The sequence below is a fragment of the Sphingobium sp. FW306-1B-F04DB genome, assembly GCF_058781925.1.
The window spans coordinates 397,155-420,824 of the sequence record NZ_JBYSXE010000001.1; the positions used below are offsets into that span (position 1 = coordinate 397,155).

26 protein-coding genes and 2 other RNA genes are annotated in these 23,670 nt (G+C 65.3%); 6 read left to right on the forward strand and 22 right to left on the reverse strand.

The genetic code is table 11. From position 1 onward, the window contains the following. Nucleotides 1–36: 36 nt before the first annotated feature. The 3 genes from AC3WJD_RS01910 to AC3WJD_RS01920 all read right to left on the reverse strand — a co-directional run bounded on the left by AC3WJD_RS01910 (nucleotide 37) and on the right by AC3WJD_RS01920 (nucleotide 2,859). Complete coding sequence (locus AC3WJD_RS01910; RefSeq protein ID WP_492743996.1) at nucleotides 37–2,001, reverse strand: tetratricopeptide repeat protein; 1,965 nt, start codon at nucleotides 1,999–2,001, stop codon at nucleotides 37–39. Between the two features lie 75 nt (nucleotides 2,002–2,076). Beyond that, nucleotides 2,077–2,454: RNase P RNA component class A (gene rnpB / locus AC3WJD_RS01915), an RNA gene on the reverse strand. A 39-nt stretch (nucleotides 2,455–2,493) separates the two neighbouring features. Continuing rightward, the gene (locus AC3WJD_RS01920) at nucleotides 2,494–2,859 is read right to left on the reverse strand and encodes a DUF983 domain-containing protein (protein WP_492743998.1); all 366 of its coding nucleotides are present in this window, start codon (nucleotides 2,857–2,859) and stop codon (nucleotides 2,494–2,496) included. A gap of 75 nt (nucleotides 2,860–2,934) precedes the next feature. Here AC3WJD_RS01920 and AC3WJD_RS01925 point away from each other — a divergent pair, with 75 nt between their 5' ends. Beyond that, nucleotides 2,935–3,210: a helix-turn-helix domain-containing protein gene (locus AC3WJD_RS01925; RefSeq protein ID WP_492744092.1), complete on the forward strand. Its 276-nt coding sequence runs from the start codon at nucleotides 2,935–2,937 to the stop codon at nucleotides 3,208–3,210. Between the two features lie 12 nt (nucleotides 3,211–3,222). Next, the gene (locus AC3WJD_RS01930; RefSeq protein WP_492744000.1) at nucleotides 3,223–4,926 is read left to right on the forward strand and encodes a SulP family inorganic anion transporter; all 1,704 of its coding nucleotides are present in this window, start codon (nucleotides 3,223–3,225) and stop codon (nucleotides 4,924–4,926) included. A gap of 12 nt (nucleotides 4,927–4,938) precedes the next feature. On the opposite strand, the gene AC3WJD_RS01935 is transcribed toward AC3WJD_RS01930, so the two are convergent. From AC3WJD_RS01935 to AC3WJD_RS01980, 10 genes are all read right to left on the reverse strand, one after another. Beyond that, on the reverse strand, nucleotides 4,939–5,571 hold the full coding sequence (locus tag AC3WJD_RS01935; protein ID WP_492744094.1) for an N-acetylmuramoyl-L-alanine amidase: 633 nt from the start codon (nucleotides 5,569–5,571) through the stop codon (nucleotides 4,939–4,941). A gap of 56 nt (nucleotides 5,572–5,627) precedes the next feature. Next, nucleotides 5,628–6,521 carry a DMT family transporter gene (locus AC3WJD_RS01940; RefSeq protein WP_492744002.1) on the reverse strand — a complete coding sequence of 298 codons (894 nt, stop codon included), beginning with the start codon at nucleotides 6,519–6,521 and terminating at the stop codon, nucleotides 5,628–5,630. Between the two features lie 84 nt (nucleotides 6,522–6,605). Next, nucleotides 6,606–7,136 (reverse strand): hypothetical protein, encoded by a 531-nt coding sequence (locus AC3WJD_RS01945; RefSeq protein WP_492744004.1) that lies wholly within the window; start codon nucleotides 7,134–7,136, stop codon nucleotides 6,606–6,608. A 124-nt stretch (nucleotides 7,137–7,260) separates the two neighbouring features. After that, nucleotides 7,261–8,106, reverse strand: a complete 846-nt coding sequence (locus AC3WJD_RS01950) for a CheR family methyltransferase (RefSeq protein WP_492744006.1) — start codon at nucleotides 8,104–8,106, stop codon at nucleotides 7,261–7,263. Continuing rightward, nucleotides 8,103–9,212 (reverse strand): chemotaxis-specific protein-glutamate methyltransferase CheB, encoded by a 1,110-nt coding sequence (cheB, locus tag AC3WJD_RS01955; RefSeq protein WP_492744008.1) that lies wholly within the window; start codon nucleotides 9,210–9,212, stop codon nucleotides 8,103–8,105. Before cheB ends, AC3WJD_RS01950 begins: the two co-directional genes overlap by 4 nt. 11 nt (nucleotides 9,213–9,223) lie before the next feature. Then, nucleotides 9,224–9,592: a response regulator gene (locus AC3WJD_RS01960; RefSeq protein ID WP_492744010.1), complete on the reverse strand. Its 369-nt coding sequence runs from the start codon at nucleotides 9,590–9,592 to the stop codon at nucleotides 9,224–9,226. 82 nt (nucleotides 9,593–9,674) lie between these two features. After that, entirely contained in the window at nucleotides 9,675–10,109 is a 435-nt protein-coding gene (locus tag AC3WJD_RS01965) for a chemotaxis protein CheW (RefSeq protein WP_492744011.1), read from the reverse strand. Beyond that, nucleotides 10,106–12,451, reverse strand: a complete 2,346-nt coding sequence (locus tag AC3WJD_RS01970) for a chemotaxis protein CheA (RefSeq protein WP_492744013.1) — start codon at nucleotides 12,449–12,451, stop codon at nucleotides 10,106–10,108. Before AC3WJD_RS01970 ends, AC3WJD_RS01965 begins: the two co-directional genes overlap by 4 nt. A 272-nt stretch (nucleotides 12,452–12,723) precedes the next feature. Further along, on the reverse strand, nucleotides 12,724–13,371 hold the full coding sequence (locus AC3WJD_RS01975) for a histidine phosphotransferase family protein (protein WP_492744015.1): 648 nt from the start codon (nucleotides 13,369–13,371) through the stop codon (nucleotides 12,724–12,726). Between the two features lie 73 nt (nucleotides 13,372–13,444). Next, complete coding sequence (locus AC3WJD_RS01980) at nucleotides 13,445–13,852, reverse strand: M67 family metallopeptidase (RefSeq protein WP_492744095.1); 408 nt, start codon at nucleotides 13,850–13,852, stop codon at nucleotides 13,445–13,447. A 16-nt stretch (nucleotides 13,853–13,868) separates the two neighbouring features. Between AC3WJD_RS01980 and AC3WJD_RS01985 the strand changes: the two genes are divergently transcribed. The 3 genes from AC3WJD_RS01985 (at nucleotide 13,869) to mtgA (ending at nucleotide 16,607) form a co-directional block, all read left to right on the forward strand. Then, a complete protein-coding gene (locus tag AC3WJD_RS01985) occupies nucleotides 13,869–14,819 on the forward strand; it encodes an RluA family pseudouridine synthase (protein WP_492744017.1) in 951 nt (316 codons plus the stop codon). Between the two features lie 56 nt (nucleotides 14,820–14,875). After that, nucleotides 14,876–15,784: an RNA polymerase sigma factor RpoH gene (rpoH, locus tag AC3WJD_RS01990; protein ID WP_492744019.1), complete on the forward strand. Its 909-nt coding sequence runs from the start codon at nucleotides 14,876–14,878 to the stop codon at nucleotides 15,782–15,784. 121 nt (nucleotides 15,785–15,905) lie between these two features. After that, a complete protein-coding gene (gene mtgA / locus AC3WJD_RS01995; protein ID WP_492744020.1) occupies nucleotides 15,906–16,607 on the forward strand; it encodes a monofunctional biosynthetic peptidoglycan transglycosylase in 702 nt (233 codons plus the stop codon). 6 nt (nucleotides 16,608–16,613) lie between these two features. On the opposite strand, the gene AC3WJD_RS02000 is transcribed toward mtgA, so the two are convergent. The 7 genes from AC3WJD_RS02000 to AC3WJD_RS02030 form a co-directional block, all read right to left on the reverse strand. Further along, a complete protein-coding gene (locus tag AC3WJD_RS02000; RefSeq protein ID WP_492744022.1) occupies nucleotides 16,614–16,883 on the reverse strand; it encodes a hypothetical protein in 270 nt (89 codons plus the stop codon). A 58-nt stretch (nucleotides 16,884–16,941) separates the two neighbouring features. Continuing rightward, on the reverse strand, nucleotides 16,942–17,265 hold the full coding sequence (locus AC3WJD_RS02005) for a YbaB/EbfC family nucleoid-associated protein (RefSeq protein ID WP_492744024.1): 324 nt from the start codon (nucleotides 17,263–17,265) through the stop codon (nucleotides 16,942–16,944). Between the two features lie 37 nt (nucleotides 17,266–17,302). Further along, a complete protein-coding gene (locus tag AC3WJD_RS02010) occupies nucleotides 17,303–18,904 on the reverse strand; it encodes a DNA polymerase III subunit gamma/tau (RefSeq protein WP_492744025.1) in 1,602 nt (533 codons plus the stop codon). A gap of 127 nt (nucleotides 18,905–19,031) precedes the next feature. Beyond that, nucleotides 19,032–19,129, reverse strand: an RNA gene (ffs, locus tag AC3WJD_RS02015) — signal recognition particle sRNA small type. 28 nt (nucleotides 19,130–19,157) lie between these two features. Continuing rightward, nucleotides 19,158–19,493, reverse strand: coding sequence for a 2Fe-2S iron-sulfur cluster-binding protein (locus AC3WJD_RS02020; protein WP_492744026.1), 336 nt, complete (start codon nucleotides 19,491–19,493; stop codon nucleotides 19,158–19,160). After that, on the reverse strand, nucleotides 19,490–20,629 hold the full coding sequence (locus AC3WJD_RS02025) for a cysteine desulfurase family protein (protein ID WP_492744028.1): 1,140 nt from the start codon (nucleotides 20,627–20,629) through the stop codon (nucleotides 19,490–19,492). The genes AC3WJD_RS02020 and AC3WJD_RS02025 overlap by 4 nt, the downstream gene beginning before the upstream one ends. Beyond that, nucleotides 20,626–21,702 (reverse strand): cysteine desulfurase family protein, encoded by a 1,077-nt coding sequence (locus AC3WJD_RS02030; RefSeq protein WP_492744030.1) that lies wholly within the window; start codon nucleotides 21,700–21,702, stop codon nucleotides 20,626–20,628. The genes AC3WJD_RS02025 and AC3WJD_RS02030 overlap by 4 nt, the downstream gene beginning before the upstream one ends. A 107-nt stretch (nucleotides 21,703–21,809) precedes the next feature. Here AC3WJD_RS02030 and AC3WJD_RS02035 point away from each other — a divergent pair, with 107 nt between their 5' ends. Continuing rightward, nucleotides 21,810–22,466: an alpha/beta hydrolase gene (locus tag AC3WJD_RS02035; protein WP_492744032.1), complete on the forward strand. Its 657-nt coding sequence runs from the start codon at nucleotides 21,810–21,812 to the stop codon at nucleotides 22,464–22,466. A 62-nt stretch (nucleotides 22,467–22,528) separates the two neighbouring features. On the opposite strand, the gene AC3WJD_RS02040 is transcribed toward AC3WJD_RS02035, so the two are convergent. Next, on the reverse strand, nucleotides 22,529–22,888 hold the full coding sequence (locus tag AC3WJD_RS02040; RefSeq protein ID WP_492744034.1) for a GFA family protein: 360 nt from the start codon (nucleotides 22,886–22,888) through the stop codon (nucleotides 22,529–22,531). Next, the gene (locus tag AC3WJD_RS02045) at nucleotides 22,885–23,670 is read right to left on the reverse strand and encodes a dimethylarginine dimethylaminohydrolase family protein (protein WP_492744036.1); all 786 of its coding nucleotides are present in this window, start codon (nucleotides 23,668–23,670) and stop codon (nucleotides 22,885–22,887) included. Before AC3WJD_RS02045 ends, AC3WJD_RS02040 begins: the two co-directional genes overlap by 4 nt.

A 23,670-nucleotide genomic window follows, 5' to 3' on the forward strand; every position in this document is an offset into this window, starting at 1 on the left:
AAACCCGCCTTACAGCACGTCCGTCAAGATCGCCTACTATCCCCCATGACGCCGATAGGTCACCCGCTGCATCTTTCCGCCACACCCGAGCGTCTGCCCGGGGCGATAGCTTGGCTCATACTCGAAGCGCCTGAAATAGCCCGCGGTTACGTCGCCGAACACAAACGGTGGATAGGCGAACAAGGCACGGTGATTCATCGTCTTGCCGTCCGCGGCGATGTCGAACTGGACGGAGGTCCAGCCACTGAAACCCCATGTCAGCGCCTCCTGCGGAAAATCGGTGTCGCTGATGCTGCCTTTCTTCAAGGCGGGCGGCGCGTCGACAAGCGCGCACTGGTCCGACGAAAGGCCACTGAGCTTGAAAGTGGCGCGCGCAGCCTCATCATCGCCCTGGCGAAACTGCTGCGAGGCCAGCCGGATCAATGCCCCCACACGAAAAGAATCGTTCGTGGCAAGCCCGCCATCATTGATCACCGAACGCAGCAATGCCTCGTCGTCCGTGTCCCATTTCTGGCCACGGCTATCGACCAGCATGAGACGCAGTGCAGCGCGCGCAACGGCATCTTTTTCGATGCGCGCGTCCTGCATCGCTGCTTCGATCGCACGCCCGTAGCTCGTTGCGCTGCGATCGGCGCTCGCCGCGCTGGCCCATAGCAGGTGTGACAGATAAAGCCGTGCAACCGGCGGCGCGTCCGAGGCATCCGCGATCATCAATGCCCGCTTCGCATGCACGAGCGACTCGCTGGCACCCAGCGCCGACGAACCGGCCAGTTCCGCGAGGACTGGAACGAGTTGAAGCGCGTTGGCGCCGGATGCCGCCTCGCGACGGCCCAGCTCGGCCAGAAGTAGCGGGAGGCGTCGGGCATTCGAGGTCGCCTCGATCCTGACCGGATCGACCGCCTTTTCGGTGAGCCAGGCATTGAGCCCGGGACGAAGCAATGACGGTATCGACGGACGTGCAGACACTGTGGAGCATCGCATTTCGATACGCGTCAACATCCGGAATAGCGGTGGGATGTCCCTGACCTTCTCGGGCGCCCAGGACCAGTCGGCCACGGCGCGCGCGAATTCGAGCGCGCTGGCGCCACGCCGCGAGGAATAGACCGGACGCGGCGCTACCACGCTGCCATCGGTGCCGATGCCGAATTCCACGACGCCAACGTCATCCGGTCGGAGCCCGTCGGGGCCGCCGCATGGCGGAGCAGGCGTATCGGGGCCCATCACGAGCCCATCCTTGGGCAATCGGCCGGCTCCAGTATAGGCAAGATATCTGCGGGCGCGCTCATCATCCCCGGCAAGCATCGCTGCGATCGCGTAGTCGGACCGCGCGATAACATCGTCCTGATCGACCCTGAGCGACAGCCCGCCCAACGCCTTTACCGATCTGTCGAATTCCGACTGAGCTTCCTTGAAACGGCCGAGATTGAGCAGCACGCGTCCCTTCATGTCGGCAAGCCGCGCCTCTGTCGTCTTGTCGGGTGACAGCGTGGTGGCGATCGCCTGCACGCGCTCGGCGTTGAGCAATGCGGAATCGGGATCGACGAAAGTACCGCTCTGCACCATCGCCACGATCGCGCGCACCTTGTTCTGCGGAGCATCAGCGAAGCGTTCCGCCTCACGATAGCGCGACAGCGCGCTGGCGTAATCGAGCGCACGGGAATCCATGTTACCGAGCAGCATGAGCGCCAGGAAGCGGTCGTTACGCAGGCTGGCGTCGTCGGCCGGCAGGTCCGCAAGTCCGGCCTTGACCGCGGCAGCAGCCTCGGCATCGCGCTTGAGCTGGTAGAGCGCTTCCGCCTTGCGAACGCGCACGATCGCAAGGCTGCGTCGATTTTTGGTCAGGCGCGGCTCAAGCGCGTCGAAACCGGCAACCGCGTCCGCCCATTTCTCGGCTTTGAGCGCCTCACTGGCCGCGTCGAATTGCTGCTGGATGCTCGGCTGCTGAGCCACCGCCGAAGTCGTCAGCACGGCTGCGCCAAGGAAGGCCGCAAAACTCTTCATAATTCCCCCTGAGACGTTTTCGCCCCAGAACGACTTTAGTGGAACAACATCATGATCTGGAAGTAGAAAATTGAATGCGCCAGAGGGCCTATAAGCCGGGTTCTGTCCACCCGCCTGCGCGGGCTGTGCGGCCATTCCTCTAGGACGCGGATTGCTCCGCGCCTCAAGCAACCAACCCGGGCGACGGGCCGGAAAAAGGCCCATGTGCCGCCCCTATTCGGTCTTGCTCCCGGTGGGGTTTACCATGCCGGTTCCGTTGCCGGTCCCGCGGTGCGCTCTTACCGCACCCTTTCACCCTTGCCGCGCCGAAGCGTGGCGGTCTGCTCTCTGTGGCACTGTCCCTGACCCCAGCCTGCGCTCGGGCCGCCGGGCGTTACCCGGCACCGTTTTTCCGTGGAGCCCGGACTTTCCTCGCCTCCTGCACGCAGGAGCCGCGGCCGCCCAACCCTCTGGCGCGTTGCGAGATAGTCCCAATCACTGCGAATGCCAAGCTCAGCCCTTTTCGAAGCCGTGCATCCGCCGTGCCCATTGCCACGCGATCACCACGCCCTTCATCGGCTGGATCAGCAACAGCGCGAACACGCCGCACAGCATCGGCCAGAACAACATCTGGAACAGCATCGGCGGGTCGAGGAGCAAATTGACCTCGATCACGATCGGCACGAGCAGATGGCCCAGCAGCAGAATCACCAGATAGGCCGGAAAATCGTCAGCCTGGTGATGTCGCCAGTCCTGCCCGCACGAGGGGCAGCCCTCCACCGGTTTGAGGAAGCGCGCGAAGAGCCGCGCCTCACCGCACGAGGGGCACTGGCCCTTCAGCCCGCGCAGCGCGGCCTGACGGAGATTGCGGTCGGACATGGCGGCGCTCCTACCATGGTTGACGCGCTGGCACAAATATTAGTATTGACGTTTCATACATCAGGAGTGATTTAAATTATTACATCAAGCCAGCTTCGCGCGGCGCGCGCGCTTCTGAGCCTCGACCAGCGCGAGCTCGCCGAGCGCGCGGGCGTGTCGCTGCCCACGATCCAGCGCATGGAAGCATCCGAGGGCGTGGTGCGAGGGGTGATCGACACGCTGATGAAGGTCGTCGAAGCGCTGGAGGCGGAGGGGATCGAGCTGATCGGCGAAAACCGGCCGAGCACGGGCACTGGCCGCGGCGTAAGGCTGCGCGATCCCGCGGAGCGGCGGCGGCAGCCGGGGGACTGAGGCGCGGTGCCGATGTTCGAGACCATGGCCGACCGCGCCAACGCCCGGCGCAAAGCTGCGGACAGCGCGCCGCACGAGCCGGGTGGATTTACCCCCAAGCTCTTCACAGTGCTGCGCGAGGGCTATGGTCTGGATCGGCTCCGCAGCGATGCCTTTGCCGGGCTGACCGTCGCGATCGTTGCGCTGCCGCTTGCCATGGCGCTCGGGGTCGCCTCGGGCGCGACCCCCGACAAGGGGCTCATCACCGCGATCGTCGCTGGCCTCTTCATATCGCTGCTGGGTGGTTCGCGCGTCCAGATCGGCGGACCGACGGGCGCGTTTGTCGTCGTGGTGTTCAACGTGATCGCCGCGCATGGCTATGACGGACTGGTGCTTGCGACACTGATGGCCGGGGTGATCCTGATGGCGGCGGGCTATATGCGGCTCGGGCGGCTGATACGATACATACCGCATCCGGTGATCACGGGCTTCACCGCCGGGATCGCAGTGATCATCGCATCGAGCCAGATCAAGGAATTCCTGGGCCTCGCCATCGCCGACCTGCCCGCGGACTTCGCACCCAAGTGGATCGCCTATGCCGAGGCGGCCGCGACGATCAATCCGGTGACGACCGCGATCGGCCTTGGCAGCCTTGCGCTGATCCTGGCGTTGCGCAGGCTTGCGCCGAAGCTGCCCGCCTATCTGATCGTCATCGTGCTCGCATCGGCGGCGGTGGCGCTGCTCGGCCTGCCCGCCGAGACGATCGGATCACGTTTTCCCGACATGCCGCACGGGCTGCCCATGCCCGCCCCCCCTGCATTTTCATTCACCAAGGTGCAGGAGGTGGCGCCCGCCGCCTTCACGATCGCCTTCCTCGCGGGGATCGAAGCGCTGCTGTCTTGCGTCGTCGCCGACGGAATGACGGGGTTCCGCCACCGATCCAATCAGGAACTGATCGGCCAGGGCGCGGGCAACATCGCATCGGCGCTGTTCGGAGGGCTGCCCGCGACGGGCGCCATCGCGCGGACCGCCGCCAATGTGAAGGCGGGCGGACGATCCCCGGTCGCCGGCATGCTCCACGCCGTTTTCCTGCTGATTTTCATGCTCTTCGCGGGCGACCTCATGCGCTTCGTGCCGATGGCGGTGCTCGCAGCAATCCTGCTGATGGTCGCCTGGGGGATGAGCGAGGCCGAGCGCTTCGTCGCGCTGCTGCGCATGCCGATCGGCGAGCGTGGCATACTGCTACTGACCTTTCTCCTTACCGTGCTGGTCGACCTGACCGTGGCCATCGGCGTTGGCGTGACCATCGCCAGCCTGCTGTTCATGGCGCGGATGAGCGAGACGGTGACAGTTACCACGGCGCGCATGGACGAGAGCGAGGACGCCACCCAGCGCGACCTGCTGCCCGAGGATGTCGAGGTGTTCCGCATCACGGGCCCGTTCTTCTTCGGCGTCGCGGGCGAACTGCTCGACGCGCTCAAGCGAATGGGCCGCATGCCGCGCGCGATCATATTGCGGCTGGAGCTGGTGCCCTATCTCGACGCGAGCGGCACCGCGGCGCTGCGCGAGTTCGTGGCGCAGGCGCGCGCCGACGATACGGAAGTGATTCTGTCGGGCGTCCAGAGCCAGCCTTTTCGCCTGCTCAAGCGCAGCGGGCTCGGACGATCGGGCAAGCTGGTGCGCCATGCGCACGACTATGCGGCGGCGATCGCCATGACGCGGTCGAAGCGCGCCTAACCGTCGCGATCCCTAATCGTCGCCCTGCGGCTTGGGGAGCAGCAGCGCGAGCAGGATCGAGCGCGTCTCGCCATCGATCTCGCCATCGATCAGCTCGGGCCGGAAACGCCGCTGGAACGCGACGACCGCCGCCATGGGATCGGTGACTTCGTAACCGAAGCGCTCGAGCGCGAGCAGAAAGCCCGCGTCGGACCAGTTGGGGTCCATCAAATTCTTGGTCGGGCGCGGTAGTGCCAGCCTGTGCCGCGCAAGACGCCCCCAGGGGAAAAGTTCGCCGGGATCGCGTTTTCGCGCGGGCGCGATGTCCGAATGGCCGACGACATTGCCGCGTGTGATCTGGTAGCGCGCCATGATCTCGGCAACGAGCGGGATCAGCGCATCGATCTGCTCATCGGGAAACGGCCGATAGCCGAACTCATGGCCGGGATTGACGACCTCGATCCCGATCGACGCGCTGTTGATGTCGGTGACGCCGCGCCAGTGCGAGCGGCCGGCGTGCCAGGCGCGCTTGTCTTCGGGCACCATGCGGATGACCTGCCCGTCCTCGGCGACGACATAGTGCGCCGAAACCCTTGCGTCGGGATTCGCGAGTTGCGCGATCGCGGAGGCGGCGTCCTGCATCCCCGTATAGTGCAGGACGATCATCGACACGGGAAGCGCACGCTCGTCGAAATTGGGTGAGGGCGTCTCGATATACGCGTTCAACCCTGATGCTCCTTTGCGCGCGCGGTGCGGATCGTCACGATCGCGACGCCGACCAGTGCGATAGAACCGCCCGCGATCATAATCGGCGTGAGCGGCGTGGCAAAGAAAAGCGACGCGACGATGACCGAAATCACGGGGGCAGCGAGCGTCAACGGGACGACACTCGTAATCGGATGCCGCTGGAGCAGCCATGACATCGCGCCATGCCCGCAGATCGTCGAGCCGATCGCCGAAAAGGCGATCCAGCCGAAATCACGCAGGGGCAACGCAGGCAGCGCGCGGAGGATCTCCGGCTCCTGCCAGATAGTGAGCGGCAGCAGCACGATCGTGCCGACCAACCCCATCCATGCATAGATGGTGAGCACGGGCACCCCCGCCATACGGCGCTGGATGAGCGAGGACAGCGCCCAGATGAAGCTGCCGCCCGCGGTCAGCACGAGCCCGGGTACCTCACCCCCCGCCGAGGGATCGAAGACGAGCAGCACCACGCCGAGAAAGGACAGCGCTATCCCGCCGATGCGGATGATGTGGATGCGCTCGCCGAGGAAGATGACCGCGAGGATCAGCGAAAAGGGCACGCCGAGTTGCCCCGCGATCGCCAGCGCGCTGACATTGTCGGCAACCGCGAGCGACCAGTTGATGAAGATGTAGAAGATGCCGCCCGAAAGAATTCCGAGCCCGACCAGTTCGCGCATGCGGCCCGGCACGACCCTGAGCGCCGACGCACAGACGATGAAGACGATCGCCTGGCGCACCAATGCCGCCGTGAACGGCCCGGTGGCCTCGACAGCCATCTTCACCGCGATGATGTTGAGCCCCCACAGCACGTTCATCATCATCGCGACGAAGATGTCGCGCGGCCCGAATCCGGTGGGTTGGCTGTGTATCACGCGAGCGGCCATAGCCCAGTCGCGCATAAAGGCCAGCCCATCAACGGAATTTCGCGCGCAGGGCCGCAGCACCTGCTGTCGCGGTCAATCATCATCGGGTTCGTTGGGGCCGCACCACTTATAGTCATAGACGGTGTCGCGTTGGACGGGAGTCACGTTCCCCATATCGTCGAGGTCATAATGCACATGTGCCGTCATGCGGAAACTGTCAGGCCCCGTTCGTTCGTATTCGTTTATCGTCCGGAAGATGTCATCGTCATTGCCTTCGATCGATTCGGTAATGCGATATTGGTCTGGGCCGACCTTTATGATCTTTTCGAATATCGAAGGCTGGTCCGCCCCCCATTCATGCCGATATCCTCGGAAATATTCGACCGTGGTCGAGTTATCCTCATGACATACGCGATCGCTGGCATACCTCCCCTGCCGGAATGGAAAGCCCTTGGCGGTCACATCAATTCCGCCAGCGCTGTTGTTGGGAGAGGCCGCTGCGTTCGAAGCAGCTGTCGCCGGCGACGACCGATTGCGTTCGGCGGAGGATTCGGAGCCACCACAGGCGGCAAGGCACAAGAGCGCTGCGGCCAGGCCGGGAAACCCATAGCGCGAAATCGTCATGGCGGCTCTCCCGCTTACGCGAACAGCGAGCAATGGTAGAACACCTCAGGGCAACCGCGCCAGCGGAGTCTGAGGCGTCGGCCACGGCAGATCGAAGGCGGGGCGCGGCGCCGATGCGAAGCGATCAGGCTGCCTTGATCGATTCTGCCGCCGCTGCGGGGCGATAGAGCCCCCGGAGCTCGCGTTCCGAGGCGAACTTGGCGGTCTGGCCAAGTACCGTCTCACCTGCGCCGAGCATCAGCACACCATCGGGTTCGATCGCCGAAGCAAGCCGGTCAAACGCCGCGGTGCGCACCGCAGCGGGGAAATAGAGAAGCACGTTGCGGCACAGGATGAGGTCGAAACGCCCCGGCATCGGGGCTTGTTCGAGGACGTTGTGCCGACGGAACCGGACGCGACGCTTGAGGTCGGCGCTCGCATACCAGCTCTCGCCCTCCTGATCGAACCAACGCATCATCATTGTGATCGGCAATCCGCGCTGGATCTCGAACTGCGAGAAAATACCGGTCTGCGCACGCTCGATCGCGCCTGAGGAGATGTCGGTGCCGAGAATGTCGACGGTCCAGCCCTGCCAGCGCGCGGGCGCATCGGCGATCATCATCGCGATCGAATAGGCCTCCTGCCCCGTTGAGCAGCCGGCGCACCAGATCCGCAGCCGCCGGCGCGACTCGCGCGCGGCGCGCAGCAGTTCCAGTGCCTCGCGATCGAGAAGCTGGAACACGCCGTGATCGCGGAAAAAGAAGGTTTCGTTGTTGAGCAGCGCCTCGATCACGCGGTCGGCAAGGCCATGCTCGCTTCCCTTGAGCATCGCCGCGACAAGCTGGTCGGTCGAGGTCATGCCGCGCTCGCGCAGCAGCGGCTTGAGCGACGTCTCGATCCGCCACACCCGGCTGGTCACGAGTTGCTGGCCCGTACGCGCCTCGAGCATTGCCGCCAGTGTCCGGATCGCGGCCGAATTGACTTCGCTCATTGGGCGACGCGCCTCTTCGCGAGATGCATCGCGATCGCTGCGGGCGGGAGCACCGCGGTGGCGATGCCCGCCTTTGCCACGCTTCCGGGCATCCCCCAAACCACCGAGGAGTCGATGTTCTGGACAAGCAGCTCCGCCCCTGTCGCGGCGAGCCGTGCGGCACCGACGCAGCCGTCACGCCCCATTCCGCTCAGCACCACACCGGCCGCGCCATCGCCATAGACCTCGGCGATTGAATCGAACATCGGATCGACCGATGGCAGGCAGCGCGATTCGACGCGCTGGCGGCTCAGGCGCACGACCACGCGCGCGCCATGCCGCTCGACGCAAAGGTGCGCGTTGCCGGGCGCTATGTGGAGCACGCCGCGCTCGACGGGCATCCCCTCGCGCGCAACCACCGCCTTGCGCCCCGTCGATCCCTGAAGCTGCTGCGCGAAAAAGGGCATGAAGACCTCTGGCAGGTGCTGCGTGATGAGGATGGGCACGTCGAAATCACCGGGCAAGGCGCGGAAGAATTCAGTGATCGCATGCAGCCCGCCCGTCGATGCGCCGATGGCAACGCATTCGATCGGCCCGAGATCGGCGCGCGGCTCGCTGACCGCCACCACCGCTTCGAGCGGCTGGGGTATGCGCAGATGGCCCTGCGTGGCGGGACCGCCCGCGCTGCCGAGCCGCATCAGGCGTTCGCAGAGGATTTCGGAGAAGCGACCACCAAAGGCGTTGCGGCCGGGCTTGGCCAGCGTATCGGCGGCGCCGAGCGTCAGCGCCTCGACCGTCGCGGCGGCACCGTCCTCGGCAAGCGCGGAGACGATGAGGATGCGCGCGCCGCGGCTCATTTCGATGAGTTCTGGAAGCGCGGCGATGCCGTTGCGCCCCGGCATCTCGATATCGAGCAGGATCACGTCGACGTTGTGTCGCTTCAGGCTCTCGAGCGCTTCCTGTGCGCTGGCCACCTGATCGACGATCGCGAAGGCCGGATTGTTCGAGATCATACGCGCAAGCACCGCACGGGCGACTGCCGAATCGTCGACGATCATCAACCGGATCTTGCGTTCAGCAACCTCGTTGTCCGGTTCATTGGCGTCGGTAAGGGGCTGGCTCGCCACAAATGCTCCGCTCAGGCAAGCCCGACGATCTGCAGCTTGCTCTCGAGCGTTTCGCGGTCGAAGGGCTTCATGACATATTCGTCGGCGCCAGCCTCGATGGCGGCGCGGATGTGCCCCATGCCGTTCTCGGTGGTGCAGAAGACGACCTTGGGCCGCACGGGCAGGTCGCTCTGGCGTAGCGCGCGAAGGAATTCCATGCCGCTCATGACCGGCATGTTCCAGTCAAGCAGGACCACATCGGGCGGGGTTTCAAGACATTGGTCGAGCGCGTCGCGCCCGTCCACCGCCTCGTCGACGGTGAAGTCGAGCGTTTCGAGAATGTGACGGGCGACCTTGCGGATCACCTTCGAATCGTCGACGACCAGACACTTCTTCGACATTGTTCCTGCAACCCTTTTGGACCTGTGAGCTTGGTCGAAAGACTGGATAGCGCGAAAGCGTAAGCGCCGGGTTAAGAACCGCTCACGCCGCGATCGCGAGATTGCCCGCGACGAGCACCGCCGGGTCGATCAGCAGTAGCGACGCACCATCATGATCGAGCAGCCCCAGCGACGCGCGTGCCCAGCCCGCGCCGAGCCGCGAGCGCACGGCCGCAGGCGCTCCCCCGATCGCGCAGACATCCTCGACCATGTCGACGACGAGCCCGTATTGGTGGCCGTCGAGATTGACGACGACGGTTGTGAGGACGGACGCGGGCTCGGCCGCACCAAGGCCGAGCGCGGCGCGCGTGTCGATCATGGTGATCACGCGGCTCCTGAGCGCGGCGAGTCCCTTCAAATGCGGTGGCGCAAGCGGAACCGTCGTGGTGTGCGTCACGTGCACGACCGAGTCGATCGCCGCTGTGGCAAACGCGACGCGCTGCCCGCCGATATGCGCGATCAGATAGAGATCGTTCATGCGCCTGCCCTCCCCCCGCGGCTGGCCTGAAGCGCGGTCATCAGCCCCGCGCGATCATAGCGATAGACGCTTTCCGGGTCCCCGTCGCGCGCGCCCATGTCATTGCGAAGCCTGAGCAGGCGACCCGGCGGAAGCGCCACATCGACGGGCTCGCTGTCGCTGGTGATCACGATATCGGCCGCCGCGGGCTCGAGATCGCCCGCAAAGGCGACGCGATAGCCCGCCGCCTCGACGAGCGGTCGCAGCACCTCGCGCGTCCAGATGTCGTCGCCGTTGGAGAGCAGGCAAACGGGCTTCTCGGCGCTGATCGCGGCGTTGCCCGTCGCTTCGGTGAACAGCCAATAAGGATCCAGGATCTCGACCTGGCGCCCGTCGACGAGCGCGACGCCCGCGACGATCCCGTCGGCCTTGGCGCGGACGATCTCGCTCGGCAACGCGATGATGTCGATGACCTCGTCGATCGCATAGGCAAGTTCGAGCGTGCCGTCGTTGAGGCGCAGCACGCCCACCGATTCGCGTTCGGCGATCGTATCGAAGCCGACCAGCGGGATGATGCGGTCTTCGATCGCAAGCCGCAGCCGGCCCGCGGCGAAGCGGATCTGGTTACCCGCAACCTCCTCGATCCGCTCGACCACGCCGAGACGGACCGCGCGTTCGGCGCCGTCGAGATCGCGGAACAGCAGCATCGAGACGCGCTCGCCATCCTCCGCGTCGCGCACGGCTTCCGTGGGCGCCACATCGTCGAAACTGATCGCGAGAATGCCCGATTTCTCGGCGATGCCGGCGGGATCGAGCAGCAGCATCGGACGCCCCGTGTCGGGCAGCGTCATCCCCGCATAGACGCCGGTCGCCATGATCGCGGGACATGAGGGGCGGATGACGAGTTCCTGATGATCGTGAAGCGCGCCGACGCTGATCGCGTAGCTCGCGCCGGTGCTGGGATTGAGGACGACGAGCGAACGGACGCCCTGCTCCTCGTCCTCCTCGAGCCCGAGTACCGCCTCGAGCGAAACGACCGGGATGCGCTGGTCGCGAATCCGCGCCACCTGCGCGGTGCCGACCTGTTCGAGCGTGACCGAACTGCTGTTCTCGCGCACGATCTCCTGGATCGCCGAGCGCGGGATCGCGAAATGCTGGTCGCCCGCGCTGACGGTGAGCGCAGGAATGATGGTGAGCGTCAGTGGCACCCGGATCGAGATCGCAAGCCCCTTGCCGGGCGCATTGTCGAGGTCGACGATGCCGCCGATGCGTTCGATATTGGATCGGACGACGTCCATGCCGACGCCGCGCCCCGAAATCGCGGTCACGCTTTTTGCGGTCGAGAGACCGGGCTCGAAGATCAGCGCCAGCTGCGCATCGCGCGATAGCTTGTCGGCGCGATCGAAGGTGACAACGCCCGCGGCGACCGCCTTGGCGACCAACCGGTCGGTGTCGATGCCGCGGCCGTCGTCGCTCACCTCGATCACGATCTGGTTGCCCGACTGGCGCGCCGAGACGCGCAGGCGCCCCGTGCCGGGCTTGCCCGCCTTCTCGCGCGCGGCGGGCGTCTCTATGCCGTGGTCGAGCGCGTTGCGGATGATGTGTGTCAGGGGATCGCGGATGAGCTCGATCATCTCGCGGTCGAGTTCGACATCGCCGCCATCGATCTGGAGGTCGACGCTTTTGCCCAGTTCGCCCGCAATGTCGCGGACCATGCGCGGGATCGAGCTGAACAGCTTCTCGATCCGCTGCATCCTCGTCCGCGTGATCGCGTCGCGCATGTCGCCGACACAGGTGGAAAGCCGATCGAACGACCCTTCGATCGCCGGGTCGACGCCCGCATCCTGCAGCCGGCGCGAAAGTTCGTTGCGCGCGAGCACGAGGTCGGACACGCCGCTCATCATGCGGTCGAGCAGGTCGAGCGAGATGCGGATGCTGCGCGTACTGCCGCGCATGACGGGAACCGCCTGCGCCTCGACCTCCACCGCTTCGGCGGGCTGTTCGGCACGCAACGCAGCGATCAGCAGATCGTCACCATCGGGAATCGCCTCGCCCGTCTCGATCGCCTCGGCAAGCTCGCCGATACGGTCGATGACCGCGAGGACCGCGCTCACCAGATGGCTGTCGGCGGCCCGCTTGCCGTCGCGCACTTCGGACAGCACGTCCTCGGCGGCGTGGCTCAGCTTTTCGAGGCGCGGAAGATCGAGAAAGCCGCAGCTTCCCTTGACCGTGTGGACGAAGCGAAAAATCGTGTCGAGCCGCTCGCGATCGCCGGGACTGGCCTCCCACGCGACGAGTTCGCCCGCGACCGCCTCAAGCGTTTCCCGGGTCTCCGCGATGAATTCAGCAAGAATGTCGTCCATGCCCCATCCGCTCCGGCGCGTATCGAGGCGCCGTCTTGCGGCAGAGCTGGTTAAAAAGCGGTTAGCCTTGTTCGTCAGGACAGGCGGCAACAATAAGGGCTGCCGGCATGATGGCACGACAGCCCTTTTCCCCATTTATCTCAGCGGCGGACCGCATTTTCCCGCCGGGGTCGGGGTGGAGAAGGCGGTCACGCCCGCCTCTTCGCGAAGCCGGCTCCGCGCATCAACGCGCCACGCAACGCTTTGAAATTGTTGACAATTATCTAGGCGTGTCAGCGTCCCGCGATGACCGCGCCAAAGAGCAGGAAGGGGTCCTCGGGCGCCGAGACCTGGATTTCCCCGCCGGTGTCGGTGACGATGCGATGGACGAGCCATGCGGCGGCGGCGCGCGGCGTCAAGGCGTCGTCCGCGACCTCGCCAAGCAGCGCCTTGCGCAGTTCTGGGTCGAGCACGAGCCGCGGTCCTTCGGCGCGGATGACGATCTCGGTACCCGCGTCGCTGCGTTCCGCGCCGACATCGAGCCGGCCCCCGCGAACCAGGGCATCCCCCGCGATGAGTGAAAGATTGAGCAGCACCTTGATCGCGGTCTTGCTGAGCGCCGCCTCGCCGACCATCCAGCCGAGTTCGATGCGGCCATCTATACCGAAAAGCCCCTCGATCGCGCCCTTGGCCTCGCGCGCGTCCACCTCTTCGCCGAAGCCGCCAGCGGCGCCAAAGGCGAGCCGGAAGAATTTGAGCTTGTTGGCCGAGGTCCGCGCGCTCTCAGCGAGCAGATCGAGGCAGCGCTGACGCATCTCCGGGTCATGCTCATCGGCGAGGAGTTCTAGGCCGTTGTTGAGCGCTCCCACCGGGCTCAACAGGTCATGACATAGCCGGGAGCAGAGCAAACTCGCAAAATCCACCGCATCGATCGAAGACATCCCATGCCCCTCGGGAAAGTAAGAAATTTTTTGCCCTTCTGGCGGACGCAGGACGATGTTGCAACCGGCGGGCTCACCCGATTTCGAGATCGACGCGCGCAAAGCGGCCGTGTAGCCCGTTGGGCGCGTCGGCGCGCCACAATGTCGCGTCGCCTGCAGCGACGATCATCCAGAGCTGTGCGGGCTCACCGGCGGCCGCCTCGGCATCGGTGCGCGAAGGCTCGGCGCGGCCGTTGGGATGGCTGTGATAATGGCCGATCCGCGTCGTGCCCCCCGCGCGTTCGGCGCGTGCCTGATCGAACAGCAATTGCGGATCGATCTCGAAGCGATTCTCGGCGTGCGGCGCCATATTGTGCGCGGGGCGGACATCGAGAATCTGGCCCGGCCTGCCGAGCAGCAGGCCGCACACCTCGCGTTCGGGCATCGCCGCCGCCTCGGCGCGAATCCAGTCGAGCAGTGATCTTGATATGCGCACGGCCATACCCACATTGTGCGCGATGAATCGGGGGATTTCCACTGTCGAGGCTCGTATTTCCGCGGATGCGGGCGGCTGGCGGCTGGACCGTGCGCTCGCCGCGGCGGTGCCAACGCTGTCGCGCGAGCGGATCAAGGCGCTGATCTCGGGCGGCAATGTCCGCAACGAGCATGGCGTGCTCGTGCGTGATCCTGCAATCAAGGCCAGTGCTGGCGCCGCGTTCGCGCTCGATATCCCCCTCCCGGAGCCCGCGCACAACGAGGCGCAGCACATCCCGCTCATCATCGCCTTTGAGGACGAGCATCTGATCGTCGTCGACAAGCCCGCGGGGCTCGTGGTCCACCCGGCCGCGGGCAATCCCGACGGGACGCTGGTCAACGCGCTGCTCCACCATTGCGGCGGCAGCCTTTCGGGCATTGGCGGCGTTGCACGCCCCGGCATTGTCCATCGCATCGACAAGGACACATCGGGGCTGTTGGTCGCCGCCAAGACCGATCGCGCGCATGAGGGACTTGCCAGGCAATTCGCCGCGCACAGCATCGAGCGCCGTTACCGGGCAATCGTGAGCGGGCGCCCCAATCCGGCATCGGGCACGGTCGACGCGCCGCTCGCGCGGTCTTCGCAGAACCGCAAGAAGATTGCGATCGTACAAACCGGCAGGCGCGCGGTGACGCATTATCGCACCGTCGAGATGCTGAAGGACGCAGCACTCGTCGAATGCAGGCTCGAGACCGGCCGTACGCACCAGGTGCGAGTCCATATGACGTCGATCGGCCACAGCCTGCTCGGCGATCCAGTCTATGGCCGTCCCAAGCCGGCACATCGGGCGGTGCTGAAGGAACTCGGTTTCCACCGGCAGGCGCTGCATGCGGCCCATCTCGGCTTCATTCATCCGATCAGTAGTAACGCTTTAGCCTTCGATAGCGAAATTCCTGTCGATATGCAGGAACTGTTCAGGGCATTACGTGTATAAGAGTCCAAGCGCAGTAGCCTCCCAGCGGGGCACTGATTCAGGGAGTATGTGAAGTCATGGCTGCCAACACCAACGTCCCCGCGACGATCCCCGCCTTGGGGGGTGAGCAGAGCCTCAACCGCTACTTGGCGGAAATCAAGAAATTCCCGATCCTAGCGCCCGAGCAGGAATATATGCTCGCGAAGCGCTATCAGGAGCATCAGGATCCCGAAGCTGCAGCGCAGCTCGTAACCAGCCATCTGCGCCTCGTGGCGAAGATCGCGATGGGTTACCGCGGCTATGGCCTCCCCACGTCAGAACTGATCTCGGAAGGCAATATCGGCCTGATGCAGGGCGTGAAGAAGTTCGAGCCCGATCGCGGTTTCCGCCTCGCGACCTATGCGATGTGGTGGATCCGCGCCTCGATCCAGGAATATATCCTGCGGTCGTGGAGCCTCGTGAAGATGGGCACCACCGCGGCGCAGAAGAAGCTGTTCTTCAACCTTCGCCGGATGAAGAACAAGCTCGACGCGTTCGAGGACGGTGACCTGCATCCCGACGACGTCCAGAAGATCGCGACCGATCTCGGCGTGAGCGAGGACGACGTCGTCAGCATGAACCGTCGCATGGCGATGGGCGGCGATACGTCTCTCAACGTGCCGATGCGCGAGGATGGCGACGGCCAGTGGCAGGACTGGCTGCAGGACAGTGATCCGCTCCAGGATGAACGCATCGCTGACGCCGAGGAAAAGGACGTACGCCATGAAATGCTTGTGGCGGCGATGGAGGACCTCAATGATCGCGAGAAGCACATTCTCGCGGAGCGTCGCCTGGCGGAAGAACCCAAGACGCTCGAGGAACTGAGCCAGGTCTATGGCGTGTCGCGCGAGCGCGTGCGCCAGATCGAGGTCCGCGCCTTCGAGAAGCTGCAAAAGGCGATGATGCGCATCGCCGGCGAAAGGCGCCTGCTGCCTTCGCTGGCGTAAATCCGGTCGATACGTTCCCGCCCGCGAGGGTGGGACGCAAGGTGCTGCGGCGGTCCGTTGCACCGCCCTTTTCTGAGTCTGATGGATGACGAATCCGGTTCGGCTTTGCTAACAGCCCGGCATGGCTAGATCTAAAGCGCGTTCGCTTCCCTCCCGTGTCACCTGGTGGATCGTTCGGGCGATCCTGATTTTCCTTGGCGTTTCAGTCGCTTGGGTGGTGATCTACCGATTCGTGCCGCCGCCGATCACCGCGACGATGATAGGCGACGTATTTTCGGGGCGCGGGCTGACCAAGGACTGGATGAGCCTGTCGCGGATGGACCCGAACATGGCGCGCGCCGCGATCGCGGGAGAGGATGGCAAGTTCTGCTCGCACCGCGGCTTCGATGCCGACGCGATCGAGGACGCGATGAGGCGCAACGCGCGCGGCGGCCGCATCCGCGGCGGATCGACGATCAGCCAACAGACCGCCAAGAACGCGTTCCTCTGGCAAGGCGGCGGCTTTTTCCGCAAGGGGCTCGAGGCCTATTTCACCGTCCTCATCGAACTGATCTGGGGGAAGCAGCGGATCATGGAGGTCTATCTCAACATCGCCGAGACGGGCATCGGCACCTATGGCGCCAATGCCGGCGCGCAGCGCTATTTCGGGCATGATGCGAGCCGCCTGACCCCGGTGGAAGCCGCGCGTATCGCCGCCGTCCTGCCGCAGCCCAAGAAGCGGGCGGCGATTTCGCCTGCAGGCTTCACGCGTCGCCACGGCAACCGCCTGGCGCGCTGGGTCGGCGTCGTACGCCGCGACGGTCTCGACAGCTGCCTGCGCTAAGGCGGGCTACTTCTTGTCGCCCGTATATTCGTCGGCAGCGCGATCGGCAGCGTCGCCGACCTTTTTTGCACCCTCGCCCACGTCCTGCGCTGCCTGCGACACGGCATCGCTCTGCCGTGCCTCTTCCTTGTTCATGCTGAACAGGAAAAAGGCCAGGATTGCGCCGAGCACAAGGGTCACGCCCAGCAGGATGCCACCCCCGCTGCGGCGTTCGATGACTGTGGTGGTGGTGCCGGGCGTGGCGCCCTTGTTTTCAGTGATACGCTCTTCGGACATGAAGCGACCCTCCTGATTATGCCATGGGCAACGCAAGAAGGTCGCGGATCGTTCCGCTTCAGAAAGGCAGCTTGAAGCCCGGGGGCAGCGGCAGGCCGCTCGTCATCTTGCTCATTTCGGCGCTCGAGGCGGCATCCGCCTTGGCGCGCGCGTCGTTGAACGCGGCGGCGACCAGATCCTCAAGCATCTGCTTTTCGGACGGATTCATCAGGCTGTCGTCGATCGACACGCCGATGATCCGGCCTTTGGCGCTCGCCTTGACCTTGACCAGCCCGCCTCCCGAGACGCCCTCAACCTCGATCGTGTCGAGATTGGCCTGCGCCTTTTGCAACTCTTCCTGAACATTCTTGGCCATGTTCAGGATTTCATCCAGATTTTTCATTGTACTAGAACCCTATATTGAAATTCGTTCGAGCGATTCAGCCGCGCACGACAGCCTTGTATTCCAGCAGTTCGGCTTCTGGAAAGGCGTCAAAGGCGGCCTTTACGATGGGTGTCGCTAGAATCGCGTCGCGCGCCGCCATTTCACGCGCCTGGTCCTGTTCGAGCAATGTGGGCTCGGCAGGTCCGTCGGGCGAGGCGATTTCCCAGGTTTCGCCGGTCAGCGCCTTGAGCGCGGATGCGAGCTCGCGGTTGAACTCGCTGGGCATCGGCTTTGCGGGACGGATTTCGAGCGCGGGCGGCGCATAGCGGATGAGCCCGACATAATCGTGGAGTTGCTGCGCCATATGCGCCTTGCCGCCATTTGCGAGCAGCTCGATCATTGCGGGGAAACTGGCCGGTAGCCGCTGCTGCACTGTCTCATGTGCCGGCGCGCTCGCAGGCGTCGCCGATGGCGTCGCTGCTACCGCCTCGCCGCTCGCCAGCTTCTTCATCAGCTCGCGCGGATCGGGCAGTTGCGCGGCGTGGATGACACGCAGCAGCGCCATTTCCGCGGACTCGATCGGCAATGCGGCGCGGACGACCTCGTCATGCCCTTTGAGCAGCAGCTGCCACAGCCGATGGAGCGATGCGAAGGACAGCTTGCCCGCCCATTCGACGAGTGCTTCGCGCTCCTCGTTGGACAGCGCGGGATCGTCGCTGCCGCCCACCTTGGCGAGCGTGACGCCATGGACCGTCTCGAGCAGCGACCGAAGAATAGCGACGGGATCGACGCCCAGATCATGCTGGTCGCGCAAGCCGCTCAGCACCTTGTGCGCATCGCCGGTCAACAACTCGCCGAACAGCCGGCGGATCGCGCCGCGATCGGAAAGGCCAAGCATGTCGCGTACTTGCGCCGCGGTGACGCCATGACTTCCCTCCATATCGGCATGCGCGATCGCCTGATCGAGGATCGAGAGACCGTCGCGTGCCGACCCTTCGGCGGCGCGCGCGATCAGCGCGAGCGCTTCGGGCTCGGCCTCGACGCCTTCGGCTTTGGCGACATTGCCGAAATGGGCGGCGAGCTTTTCGGCGGCAATGCGGCGCAGGTCGAAGCGCTGGCAGCGCGAGAGCACGGTGACCGGCACCTTGTTCACCTCGGTCGTGGCGAACAGGAACTTCACATGCGCGGGCGGCTCCTCGAGCGTCTTGAGCAACGCGTTGAACGCGTTCTTCGACAGCATGTGGACTTCGTCGATGATATAGACCTTGTAGCGCGCTGAAACCGCGGCATAGCGCACCGCCTCGATGATCTCGCGGACGTCATCGACGCCGGTATGCGACGCAGCGTCCATCTCGACCACGTCGATGTGCCGCCCCTCCGCGATCGCCACACAGGGTTCGCACACACCGCAAGGCGTGATCGTCGGCCCGCCCTGCCCGTCGGGCCCGATGCAATTGAGCGCCTTGGCGATCAGTCGCGCGGTCGAGGTCTTGCCCACGCCGCGCACGCCGGTCAGCAGGAATGCGTGCGCCAGCCGGTCGCGCTTGATCGCGTTGCCGAGCGTGGTGACCATCGCATCCTGCCCGATCAGCTCGGAGAAATTCTGCGGCCGGTATTTGCGCGCAAGGACGCGATAGGGCTGGGAAGATTCGGACATGGTGATCAGCCTAGCCCATTCCACCTTCGTCATGCCAGCGCAGGCTGGCATCTCCTGACGAAATCGCGGCTCAACAGACGAAAGATCCCAGCTTTCGCTGGGATGACGTCGCTATTAAAGTCCGTGAGAGGGTGGGAGCCGGAACGACCCGCAACGAATTCGTTACGGCTGCTTCCTTCCGGACCTGACCGGGTTGGCGAGTGCTGCGTCCGCCCGACTCCCGGGGGCCATATGGGCGATTCGCCCGCGCAAATCAACGCCCCTGCATGTTGCGGACTTCACCCGGGATCCGGACCGTCAGGCTTTCGAGGCTTTTGTCGAGCCAGATCTGGCAGGAAAGCCGGCTGTTCCGCGTCGCGCCCGCGGCGAGATCAAGCATGTCCTCTTCCATTTCGGAGGCCGGCGGAAGCTTCGCGAAGTCGGCGGCGTCGACGATCACATGGCAGGTCGAGCACGCCATCTGCCCCTCGCACGTACCCTCCAGCGGCTGGCCGTCATTCTGCGCGAGCGTGAGCAGATTGTCGCCGGGGGCGCCGGCCACCTCGCGGACGGTCTGCCCGTCCGCGCTGATGAAGCGCACGCGCGTCATGCCGCGATCGCGCCCTGGCGCTGGGCGGCCTCGATGATCAGCGACAGTGCGTGATCAAGTTCGTCGAGCGTGGTGTAGCGGCCGAATCCCAAGCGGATGCTCGACCGCGCCTCGGCCTCGGTCAGCCCCAATGCCGAGAGCACATGGCTTGGCCGCCCCGATCCGCTCGCGCAGGCGGACCCCGCCGACAGCGCGACCTCACGCAGCTCGGAGATCAGCCGCGCGACGTCGAGACCATTCAGACGGATGTTGAGGTTGCCACGGTAACGATCTGTCACGGAACCGTTTATATCCCAATCGGCCAAACGCCGCATCGCCGTGGTGGCGAGCTCCGCAATGTGGACCGCATCATGCCCGGCGCGCGCGCGCATCAGTTTTGCCGCCGCGCCGAATCCCGCGCACAAGGCGGGGGAGAGCGTACCCGATCGCAGGCCGCCTTCCTGGCCGCCGCCATGCTGGATCCGTTCGATCGCAACGCCGTCGCGCAACCACAGCGCGCCCACGCCCTTTGGCCCGTGGATCTTGTGTGCCGACAGCGCGACCATGTCGCAGACGTCGATCGACAGCGGCACTCGGCCAAAGCCCTGCACCGCGTCGCAGAAGAACAGCGCACCCTTTTCCCGCGCCATTTCGGACAGCCGGGTGATCGGCTGGATTACGCCGATCTCGTTGTTGACGAGCATCGCGGCGACCAGCGCGGTGCTCTCGTCGATCGCCTCCGCTGCCGCACCGAGATCGACGAGCCCGTCGGCATGGACCGGCAGCAGCACGCTCTCATAGCCGTGCGCGCCCAGCCACAGAGCGGTGTCGCGCACACAGGCATGTTCTGTGGCGATCGTCACGATCTTGCGGCGCTTCGGAGGCGACTTCAGCGCAGCACCCTGGATCGCGAGGTTTGCCGCCTCGGTAGCACCCCCCGTGAAGAGCAGCCGGCCGCCCGAACCGCCAAGCGTCGCCAGCACCTCGTCGCGCGCGACCTCGACCGCAGCGGCGGCTTCGCGCCCCGGCTTGTGCGGCGAATGGGGGTTGGCGAATTTGTCGCCGAGCCAGGGCAGCATCGCCTCACGTGCTTCGGGTGCGAGCGGGGCGGTGGCCTGATAGTCCAGATAGATCGCCTTGCTCATGGCCTTGCTCATGCCGCGCGCGCCCTCGCCTCGCGCGCTAGTCGCTGCCACTGCTCGATGAAGCGATAGACGTCGGCGCGGCTGGTGTCGGGGCCGAAGCTCACGCGAACGACCTCGCCCGCCTCCTTGTCGTCCCAGCCCATCGCGGCGAGCACATGGCTGATCTTGAGCGTGCCCGACGAGCAGGCCGAGCCCGCCGAAACCGCAATCCCCGCCATATCGAACTGGATGAGCTGCGCCGCCGAGGCCATGCCGGGCATGCGATAGGTCGCAATCGTCGCGAGCCGCAAAGTCTTGCGCGCGGCGATGATCCCGCCCGAGGCCTCGATCGCGCCGTCGAGATGCGCGCGCAGGTCCTCGGCACGGCGCACCCACGCATTGGACGCCTCGAGCGCGGCGGCGAAACTGAGGATCGCGGGCAGATTCTCGGTACCGCCACGATAGCCCTTTTCCTGACCGCCATCGGGCTCGATATCGCGCAGGTCGCGCACCAGCAGCGCGCCGATGCCCGGAGGTCCGCCGAGCTTGTGCGCTGAAATGGCGATGAGGTCGGCGTTGGGCAAAGCCATCTTACCCGCCGACTGCGAGCAATCGGCAAAGACGATGCCGCCCGCGCCGCGCACCACGGGTACCAGATCGTGCAGCGGCTGGATCACGCCCGTCTCGTTGTTGACCGACTGGATCGCGACGATCGGCCGCGCCGCGCCGAGCGCGCCGAGCCGTCCGACCAATGCGTCGCGGGCGACGGTACCGTCGCTTTGTACGGGAAGGAAGAACGCCTTGGGAACCGCGCGGTGGACCGCGTCATGCTCGACCGCAGAAACGATGTGCGCGTCGGCATTGGCGCGGCGCAGCGCGATGCCGATCGCCTCGGTCGCACCGCTGGTGAAGATCAGTTCATGCTCCCAGCCGAGCGCCTTCTTGATCCGTCCGCGCGCGTCCTCAAGCGCCGCGCGCGCGGCGCGTCCCTCGGCATGGGGAGAGGAAGGATTGGCCCAGCGCACAAGCGCGTCCGCCATCGCCTGCCGCGCCTGAGGCAGCACCGGCGTCGTCGCCGCATGATCCAGATAGAGACGGTCGGACACCGGATCACCCGTTTTGATTGCGAAACCCTGACCCGCTTCTATATAGGCTTGCACGTCCGTGCACAGCCTTTGCTGTTCGCATACCCATCTTTTCGCCCGCAGGTGCTATGCCCGAAGTCATTATTCCCGGCCCCGAAGGCCGTCTCGAAGGCCGTTTCAGCCCCCCGCCGCGTCCGCGCGCCCCCGTCGCCATGATCCTCCATCCCCACCCGCAGGGCGGTGGCACGATGAACGACCGGATCACGCAGGCGCTCTACAAGACCTTCCAGCGCCGCGGCTTCGCGACGCTGCGCTTCAACTTCCGCGGGGTCGGCAAGTCGCAGGGCACGTTCGACAACGGTATCGGCGAGCTTTCCGACGCCGCCGCCGCGCTCGACTGGGTGCAGAGCTTCCACCCCGAGGCGCAGACCACGTGGATCGCGGGCTTCAGTTTCGGCGCGTGGATCGGCATGCAACTGCTGATGCGTCGTCCCGAAATCCGTGGCTTCATCTCGGTCGCGCCGCCCGCGAACATGTACGACTTCACCTTCCTCGCCCCCTGCCCCGCTTCGGGCATCATCGTCCAGGGCGCGAGCGATGAGGTGGTGACGCCGAGCGCGGTGCAGAAGCTCGTCGACAAGCTGCGCACGCAGAAGCACATCACTATCCATCACGACGAGATCCCGCGCGCCAACCATTTCTTCGAGCACGAGCTCGACGACCTGATGCGCTCGGTCGACAATTATCTCGACATGCGGCTGGATCCCAACTGCCCGATCAAGTGACGTGCTGAGGCGGGCGTCTGTGGATGTCCGCCAGAGGCCGTGGGTGGTCCCGGGAAGCGAGGTCAGGGCATCTCCCTGCCGATAGTTGCCCTGACGGGAATGCCCGATGGATCAAATCCCTCGAGGCAGAAAACATTTATCCCCAGATAATCAGGGGTCACCCGTTTCCGGTGGAACGGGTAGATACCGCACGTCCGGCAGAAATAGTGCCGAGCCGTCCGCGTATGAAACTGATATTCGGCAAGATTGTCAGCGCCTGACAACAGTTCGAACTTGCTCTCGTGCACCTTCACCATGAGCGCGTTCTTCCGTGCGCAGATCGAGCAATCGCATGTGGTCAATTCGGGAAAGTCCGTCTCGATCGAAAACTGCACCGCGCCGCAATGGCAACTTCCGCGATAGGTTGCCGGTTCCCGGGTCATGGATGGCGCCACCTTAGCGACATGCACGACAGGCCCGCGTCGATCTTCGCGATCTCCGAGACATCCAGCGCAATCACATTCAACCCACGTGCAGCGATCAGTTCCGCGACCCGCGGATAGGCCGCGCCCACCAGCACCGTATCGTTGACGCGCAGCAGGTTCGCCGCGGCTTCCTCGCCCTCGGGCGTCACCAACACGTCGAGACCGGCAAACACCCCCGTCGCGGCAAGCGCTGGCGTCGCGACGACGCAATCCTCGGCAAGCAGCGACGACGCCGTCTTGAAATGGAGCGTGCCGGGGGGTGTCTCGACGATGCGCGCGCGGCGGCCGAGCCTTGCGGCCTGCGCGACGAAGGCCTCCGCGCCCGCGAGGTCGGTGCGCGCGGACAGGCCGATCAGGATTTCGGCGGGAGTGATGAGGATATCGCCGCCATCGGCAAAGCCGTCGGGCAGCGTCAGGACCTCATCGAAATGGCGCTTCAATGCCGGCTCGATCTCGGCGACCTCGCCCATCCGCGTCGATGCGCCGGGGCGGAGCAGGACAGCGCCTTCGGGCAGCACAAAAGCGGGGTCCTCAACGAAGATCGCGTCGGGATAGGCGTCGAGCGCGGGCAGCACGTCCACCACGACGCCCGCAGCCTCGAGCGCGGCGATATAGGCGCGGTGCTCGGCCAGCACGCCCTCATAGGACGGCATCTCGCCGCCCGATGCGCTGAGGCCGTTCACGACGCTCGGTGCGGGCGCGCGCACGATTGCGGAATCGAAGTCGAACACGCGCGCCAT